Annotated in this window: 6 protein-coding genes and 1 tRNA gene; 6 read left to right on the forward strand and 1 reads right to left on the reverse strand. The window is 70.9% G+C overall.

Features of this window, described 5'->3' with window-relative positions:
• Window positions 1-269: 269 nt before the first annotated feature.
• The 4 genes from LOY02_RS10585 (at window position 270) to LOY02_RS10600 (ending at window position 3,603) form a co-directional block, all read left to right on the forward strand.
• Entirely contained in the window at window positions 270-1,796 is a 1,527-nt protein-coding gene (locus tag LOY02_RS10585) for a replication initiator (protein WP_317182323.1), read from the forward strand.
• Between the two features lie 36 nt (window positions 1,797-1,832).
• On the forward strand, window positions 1,833-2,036 hold the full coding sequence (locus tag LOY02_RS10590; protein WP_317182324.1) for a helix-turn-helix domain-containing protein: 204 nt from the start codon (window positions 1,833-1,835) through the stop codon (window positions 2,034-2,036).
• Entirely contained in the window at window positions 2,033-3,163 is a 1,131-nt protein-coding gene (locus tag LOY02_RS10595) for a tyrosine-type recombinase/integrase (protein ID WP_317182325.1), read from the forward strand. Before LOY02_RS10590 ends, LOY02_RS10595 begins: the two co-directional genes overlap by 4 nt.
• 110 nt (window positions 3,164-3,273) lie before the next feature.
• A complete protein-coding gene (locus LOY02_RS10600) occupies window positions 3,274-3,603 on the forward strand; it encodes a hypothetical protein (RefSeq protein WP_317182326.1) in 330 nt (109 codons plus the stop codon).
• A 15-nt stretch (window positions 3,604-3,618) separates the two neighbouring features.
• On the opposite strand, the gene LOY02_RS10605 is transcribed toward LOY02_RS10600, so the two are convergent.
• Window positions 3,619-3,694: transfer RNA gene (locus LOY02_RS10605), tRNA-Arg, on the reverse strand.
• 150 nt (window positions 3,695-3,844) lie between these two features.
• On the opposite strand from LOY02_RS10605, the gene LOY02_RS10610 reads away from it, so the two are divergent.
• On the forward strand, window positions 3,845-4,069 hold the full coding sequence (locus LOY02_RS10610; RefSeq protein WP_317182327.1) for a DUF6191 domain-containing protein: 225 nt from the start codon (window positions 3,845-3,847) through the stop codon (window positions 4,067-4,069).
• Between the two features lie 165 nt (window positions 4,070-4,234).
• Window positions 4,235-7,766 (forward strand): AAA domain-containing protein (locus tag LOY02_RS10615; RefSeq protein ID WP_317182328.1); only part of this gene is annotated, 3,532 nt, incomplete at its 3' end.

Below are 7,766 nucleotides of genomic sequence, written 5' to 3' on the forward strand. Positions count from 1 at the left end.
ACGTGACGGGCCATGTGCCCTGGGGGTCGGCTCCCCACCCCGGCCTGACGGCCACCACCACCTGAGACAGCCGCGACAAACGACGACACCTTTCTGGTCCGCCCTTTCTTCTTCCTTGGCTTGGTGGCTGGCGTGTGAGCGACCTGCGGCGTCGGCATCCCCTTTTCGTGGCTGGCTTGGCTGCCCTTCTGGACCGGGTGTGCCGTGCGGCGCGGGTCGCATCAACCCGCACGGCACACCCCCTGGACCCGCAGAAGGGGGTGAAGCTGGTGAGCAAGGCGACCCGTGACCACGTCTGGGGTGCGCTGCCCGTCGCGCCCGCTGGCGCAGAGCATCCGCTGGACCTGTCCGGCTTCGACCCGGTGGTGCGGGCGCAGATCACGTCCCGGCTCGTCTCGCCCTGCTTCGACGCCTGGTCGCAGGCCGCGTCAAGGGTCGGGTACTGCGCGAGGCCAATCCGGCTGCGCGGTCACTCGACGACGGTCGACACCCGGACCGGCGAGGTCCTATCGAGCTTCTCCACCGCAGACGAACCTCTCGGGGTGCTGCACGTCCGCTGCGGGAACCGTCGCGCGTCGGAGTGCCCATCGTGCTCGCGGGTGTATGCCGCGGACACGTTCCACCTGATCCGCACCGGCGTCACTGGCGGCAAAGGTGTGCCGGAGCACGTGTCGGACAATCCGCTCCTCTTCGCGACCCTGACCGCACCCTCCTTCGGGGTCGTCCACGGCACCCGCAACGGCAGGAAGTGCCGGCCCTTCACCCCGAAGGGACAACCGGGCCTGTGCGAACACCGCAGGCCGACCGTCTGCCACGCAACGCACGTAGAGGGGGACGAGACGTTGGGGCAGCCGCTCTGCGGTGACTGCTACGACTACCTCGGGCACATCGTCTGGCAGTGGTGGGCGCCCGAGCTGTGGCGACGGTTCACCATCGACCTCCGCCGCGCCCTCGCCAAGACCCTCGGGGTCTCCGAGTCACGGCTGAAGGATCACGCGACGGTGCAGTACGCGAAGGTTGCCGAGTACCAGCAGCGCGGCCTGATCCACTTCCACGCCCTAATCCGGCTCGACGGACCCAAGACTGACGACGGCTTCGCGCCCGCCCCTCCCGGCCTCACCGCTGCCTTCCTGGCTCGCGTCGTCGAGCAGGCCGTCGCCAGAGTGTCCTTCGACGCACCGCCGCTCTACGACGAGGATCCGGTGCGGCGGCTGCGGTTCGGCGCCCAGGTCGACACTAAGCCCATCCAGACCAGGAGCCGGGTCGACGACCCCGACCGCGAGCTCGCCCCAGAGCAGGTGGCCGGCTACCTCGCAAAGTACGCGACCAAGTCCGCGTCCGACTCCGTCGATGGCGGCAACGCGCACCTGCGCCACCTCCGTGCTGTCGTGGCCGAGACGGCAGACCGCATCCACGCCGAAGCCAGGGCGGACGGCATACCGCTGCGTGAGCACCCCTACGCCCTCTTGGGGAAGTGGCGGCACATGCTCGGCTTCCGCGGCCACTTCTCATCCAAGTCGCGCCGCTACAGCGTGACCCTCGGTCGGCTCCGCCGTGCTCGGGTGAGGTTCCAGCGTCGTCTCACCGAGGCGAGCCGGCAGGGCAGGACCCTCGACGTGCGCGACCTCGACGACCTCCTCGCTGACGACGAGGAGGAGACCACCCTCGTCATCGGGCAGTGGACGTATGCCGGATCCGGCTGGGAGACCGAGGGCGACGCTGAACTGGCCATGGCCGCCGCTGCACGCGCCCGCGAATACGCGCAATGGCGGGCCGCCAGCAGGACGAACCACTAACCACAGCAAGGCAATTCAGAGACGGGGAGAAGGGCAATGAGTGCGAAGACGAACGAGATCCAGCCTCCGGTGCTGCTCAAGGCGGCTGAGGCTGCCGCGTGGTGCCGCATCACCGTGGGCACCCTCAACCACCTGAGGATCCACGGCAGGTTCGCCCCGGCGATCCGGGTCGGGCGGCGCTGCTTCTGGACGCCCGAGGGCCTGAACGAGTGGCTGGAGTCGCAGCGGGAGCCGGCGTGATCCTCAAGCGGCCCAACGGCAAGTGGCGCGTCCAGGTCAAGCACCGTGGGCGAGTCGTCGCTGACCGCACGTTCGTTCGTCGCGGTGATGCTGTCCGCTGGGAGATGGAGCAGAAGCGGCTCCTCCTCTCGGGTGAGTTCGTCTCGCCTTCGGCGGGCCGCATCACCGTGGCGGAGCTCGCGGATGACTACCGCGACTCCCGCCAGGGCCAGGTGTCGGTGCGGGCGTGGGAGTCGGACGAGAGCGCATTGCGGGTGCACATCGTGCCGGCTTTCGGGAGGCTGCCGATTTCGTCGATCTCCTCGGTCCAGGTCGAGCGGTTCCTGACGGATCTGGCGGTGTCCCGCTCGGTGCGGACGGCGGCTCGGGTGAGGACGACGTTGCGCGGGCTGTTCCGGTATGCCGTCCGCACCCGTCGCCTGCCCAAGTCGCCAGCCGAGGACGTCCCCCTGCCTCGCCCCGACTCGCGGACGGGCAAGGTTGTCGAGGTCGACCCGTTCACCCTCGACCAGCTCCTCGAGGTCGTCGAGGCCCAGCGCAAGCAGGCCAAGCGCTACGCCGAGATCACCCTCGTCCTGGCGCTGACGGGCGTGCGGTTCGGCGAGCTGCGCGGTCTCCGCGTCCGGGACCTCGTCGTCGTGCCGTACCCGGGCCTCGTGGTCAAGCGGTCCATCCCGCAGTCGGGCCGGACCGGTGCCGTGATCGAGCGAGCGACGACGAAGAGCGGGCGGTCCCGGCTTGTCCCGCTGACCGAGCGCGTCCGTCCGGTGGTCGAGTCCTGGGCAGCCGGTCGGGATCCGGACGAGCTGCTCTTCCCGGCCCCCGAGGGCGGCTACCTCCATGCGCAGAACTGGCGGCGGGCCGTCCACTGGACCAAGACCGGCCTCGGACGCCGGCCCCATGACCTGAGGCACACCGCGGCCAGCCTCTGGATCGCGGCGGGCGTCGACATCAAGACGGTGTCCTCTTGGCTCGGTCACTCGACCGCGAAGCTCACGCTCGATACCTACGGCCATCTCATGGGGACGGACGCCGACCGTGCTGCCATCGAGCGGGTCAATCGTGCCCTCGTGGTACGCAGGGCGACCGAGGAAGCAGCGCACGGCCAGGACGGGGGTTCTCGATGACCAGGACTCGGTTGACGGGCCGGGTTGCACTCCCAGTGGGCGCGACCGGGCGGCGCGAGTCCATACCTGCCGCCATGGGTGGCCAGGGCGAAGAGGAGGAGCCGCACCGAATGCTGTTCGTGCGTCCCTCGTACCGGCAACGGGCGAACGAGCGCTGGCCATTCGTCATCTTCCCGATCGGCGCTATGACCGCCGTCGGCGTCCTCATGTCCGGTCGCAGCGGCTGGGGCCTGCTCTGGAACGCGGTCAGCGCCGGCTACAGCGCGACCATCTGGGCCATCCTGCTGACCCTGCTCGTGGCCCTCGTGCCGGGCAAGCCACGGCCCCTCCGCGAGCCGAGCAAGAACGGCTCGGGTACCCGACTCGGGAACCCCACGGGCACCCAGCGGGGGAGCGTGCCCCAAACGGGCGAGGGCCAGGAGGCCGAAAATGGCCTGTGACCTACGGAAACAGGTTGGTGCCCCCGGCAGGATTCGAACCTGCGACACCCGCTTTAGGAGAGCGGTGCTCTATCCCCTGAGCTACGAGGGCGGGACAGCCCGGCCATTCTGTCAGGTCGTCGCGCCTTGTTCCGAATCGGCCACCGCACTGGCCAATCCCGCCTGCACGGCGCCCAGACGGCGGTTCCGGAGGCCCCTCCATGGCCAGGCGTAGCCTGAACGCACGACCAAGGAGGCGGACATGAGCGACTGGGACGGCCTCGTCCAGATCTTCAATCCGAACCAGAAGCACTTCGCCGACGAGCGCGACCGCAAGCGGATCGAGGCGCAGATCCCCGGCTCCGAGGGTGACCCCAACAAGTCCTGGGTCGATCTCGACAAGGGCGTCATGCACCTCGCCCTCCCGCCCAAGCGCTATGGCAGTGAGTGGACGGGCCGACCCGAGGACGCGGAAGAAGACGCCTGAGCCGTATGCCGCAGGGCTCGCCACGCGCGGAGGCCACCGTGGGTGCCGGGCTGGCTCAGCGGCATACGGCGTGCTCGTCATGCAGTGAGACGGCACGATGGAGCCCAGTCTGTCCGGGGACTGTCGGTGGCCGATTCACCAGCCATCTTTGGTTAGCCTGCAGGAATGACCGACGCCCCGCGGCCCGACCCCGCCCTCCCGGCTGAGTCGACCTCGGGCGACCCTCGAGCCGACCGCGTCGCGGCCGCGGTGAAGGTGTGGCAGCGCGCCCTCGTCGACCTCGGCGGACGCAACACCCTGCTGTGGTATCGCGACCTGCCGTCCGGCACCCTCGATCTCACCACCGCCCACCCGGGCGGGGTCTCGATGCTGCTCGCCGGGCGGCGGACCCGCCTGTCCGACCTCATGCGTGAGCCGGCTGCGCTGGCGGAGGCACGGCGGCGGGCCCGAGCCATCCGCGCCAAGGCCCAGGAGCTCAAGGAGGAGCGCGGCATCGCTGCCGGGTTCCTCGCCATCGGCATGGCGACCTGGTCCGTGCCGCGTGCGTCCCGGCCGCCGGCGGCGCCCGTGCTCCTGTGGCCACTCGTGCTGCGGCCGACGGGGCCGGCCCAGGAGGACTTCGACATCGACCTCGGGCCGGACGTCGAGTTCAACCCGGTCCTCATCGAGTACCTCCGGTCCGAGCAGGGGATCGAGGTCGACGGCGAGGCGCTCGCGGACCTCGCGGTCAAGGGTGACACCTTCGATCCCTATCCGGTGTATGCCGCTCTCCAGGCGGTGTGCGAGCGGGTGCCCGAGTTCGAGATCACGCCGCGGCTCGTCGTCGGCACGTTCTCCTACGCCAAGCTGCCGATGGTGGCCGACCTCGCCCTGCAGGGGTCCGCGCTCGCCGACCATGACGTGGTCGCGGCACTGGCCGGGGACGAGTCGGCGCTCGCGGCCGTGCGGCTGCGCGTGCCGGAGCCGGACCCCGAGCCGGACCCCGAGCACGAGCACGTCGTCCTCGACGCCGACTCCTCGCAGCACGCCGCCATCGACGCGGTCCGGGCCGGAGCCCACCTCGTCATCAAGGGGCCGCCCGGCACCGGCAAGTCCCAGACCATCGCCAACCTCATCGCCGCGCTCGCCGCGGAGGGCAAGTCGGCCCTCTTCGTCGCCGAGAAGCGCGCCGCGATCGATGCGGTCCTCGGGCGACTGGACCGACTCGGCCTCGGGGACCTCGTGCTCGACGCCTACGACGGCACGACGAACCGTCGCGCCACCGCCCAGCAGTTCGCCCGGTCGCTCGACTCGGCGCAGGCCTACCAAACGAGGCCCTCGGACGGGGTCACGACCACGCTCAAGGACCGACGTGCCCGGCTCGTCGCGCACGTGCAGGCGATGCACTCGGTGCGCGAGCCCTGGGGTGTCACTGTCCACGACGTCCAGGAGGCCCTGGCCGACCTGGCCACGAAGAGTCCACCGCCGACCTCCCGGGTCCGCGTCGCGGGAACCACCCTCGCCCGACTCGGACGCGACCGCATCCGCGAGCTGGCGGGCCGCCTGCGGGACGCCTCCGGGCTCGGTGCCTGGGCCGACGACGGCGAGGACCCGTGGTTCGGCGCGCGGATCCTCACCTCCGACGACGCGGCCAGGGCCCTCGAGATCACGACACGCAACAGCGAAGGCGGGCTCGACGAGGCGGCTGCCCAGCTCAATGCGATCCTCGGCGAGTCCCACGTGCCCCAGGCGAGTTCGCTCGCCGACTGGCGCTCCGCCCTCGACACGATGGCGGCCGTGCGCCACACCCTCGAGGTGTTCCGCCCTGAGGTCTTCGACCTCCCCCTCGACGAGCACATCGCCGCCACAGCCCCTCGCCAGTGGCGCGCCGAGCGCGGCATCGACATGGGATGGCTCGCTCGCTGGCGCGTGCGGCAACAAGCAAAGAAGCTGCTGCGCCCCGGTCGCCCCCCGGAGAGCCTCCATGAGGAGCTCATCACCGCGAGCGAGCAACGCAGGCAGTGGTACTCCCTCGTCGGCGGTGGCGGCCGCCCCGAGATCTCGCCGCACCTCGACGAGGCACTCGTGGTGCTCGACGGCCTGCTCGGCGACCTGCAGTGGCTCCAGGAGCGGCTGCCCGACCGCACCGAGGACCGGCGCGGACTGACGGAACTTCCGCTCGGCGACCTGCGCGAGCGGCTGGCCGGCCTCGCCGCGCGCCCCGACCGCCTCGCTGTCCTGCCCCACGTCACGCGGATCCTCGACGACCTTCGCGCCGCAGGGCTGGGACCGCTCATCGACGACCTCGCCGCCCGTGGCGTGCCCACCGAGCGGGTCCCCGCCGAGGTGGACCTCGTGTGGTGGGCCTCGCTCGCGCAGGAGATCAGTCTCCGCGACCCGGCCTACGGCGCGCACGACGGGGCAGGACTGCGCCACGTCGTCGACGAGTACGTCGCCGCGGACCGGGCGCACCTGGGCGCGACGGTCGACCGCGTCCGCGAAGCCGTCGCCCGCAACGTCAGGGAGGTGCTCGACGACCACCCGGCACAAGAGGCGCTCGTGCGCGCCGAGGCGGGGCGTGCCCGGCGGCACAAGTCGTTGCGCGATCTCATGCCCCAGGCCTCAGCCGCCCTCACAGCGATCAAGCCGTGTTGGGCCATGAGCCCTCTCGTCGTCGCCTCTACACTCCCGCCGGGCCGGTGGTTCGACGTCGTCATCTTCGACGAGGCGTCACAGGTGCAGCCGGCGCAGGCGATCTCCGCGATCTCGCGAGGGCGCCAGGTCGTCGTCGCCGGCGACGAGCGCCAGCTCCCCCCGACGAACTTCTTCACGGTCGTCTCCGACGACGAGGTGTCTTCGGCCTCCCCCTCCGAGGAAGAGGTCCTCACCGAGGGGTTCGAGTCCGTGCTCGACGTGCTCGCCGCGGCGCTGCCAACCCGGAGGCTCACATGGCACTACCGCAGCCGCGACGAGCGACTCATCGCCTTCGCCAACGCGACGATGTACGACGGCGGGCTGACGACGTTCCCGGGCACCGCGATCGAGTCCGCCGTGACCTTCGAGCCCGTCGACGGGCAGGCCGTCGTCCAGCCGGGGGAGCAGACCATCGAGTCGACGGTGGCCGAGGTCGACCGGGTGGTGAGCCTCGTGCTCGACCACGCACGGAGGCGTCCGCAGGAGTCCCTGGGGGTCATCGCCCTCGGCATCAAGCACGCGACCCGGATCGACGAGGCCGTGACCGCGGCCCTGCGCGATGCCCCTGACGTCGCGGACTTCTTCGACCCAGACGGCGACGAGCACTTCTTCGTCAAGAACCTCGAGCGGGTCCAGGGCGACGAACGCGACGCGATCATCCTGTCGATCGGCTACGGCAAGACGCCCCACGGCCGGGTGCTCCATCGCTTCGGACCGCTCAACATCGAGGGCGGCGAGCGGCGACTCAACGTGGCGATCACCCGGGCTCGCAATCGGATGGCCGTGGTCTCCTCCCTCCGTGCCTCTGACCTCGACCCGTCGCGACTGAGAGCCCGCGGGGCGGTCATGCTCCGTGACTTCCTGGCCTACGCCGAGACTCGCGGCGCCTCGGTGCCCACCGCCGCAGGTCGGGCGCTCGAGCCGACCCGCGACGCGCTGCGGGCCGACCTCGCCGCGCGACTTCGTCGTGAAGGGCTCGTCGTCCACGAGGAGTACGGCACGGCCGCGCAGCGCGTCGACCTCG

This window comes from Intrasporangium sp. (assembly GCF_032907665.1).
GTDB lineage: Bacteria > Actinomycetota > Actinomycetes > Actinomycetales > Dermatophilaceae > Intrasporangium.

Coding starts and splice junctions, on each gene's coding strand:
- LOY02_RS10590 (WP_317182324.1), top strand. CDS start 1,833: ATGAGTGCGAAGACGAACGAGATCCAGCCTCCGGTGCTGCTCAAGGCG.
- LOY02_RS10600 (WP_317182326.1), top strand. CDS start 3,274: ATGCTGTTCGTGCGTCCCTCGTACCGGCAACGGGCGAACGAGCGCTGG.
- LOY02_RS10610 (WP_317182327.1), top strand. CDS start 3,845: ATGAGCGACTGGGACGGCCTCGTCCAGATCTTCAATCCGAACCAGAAG.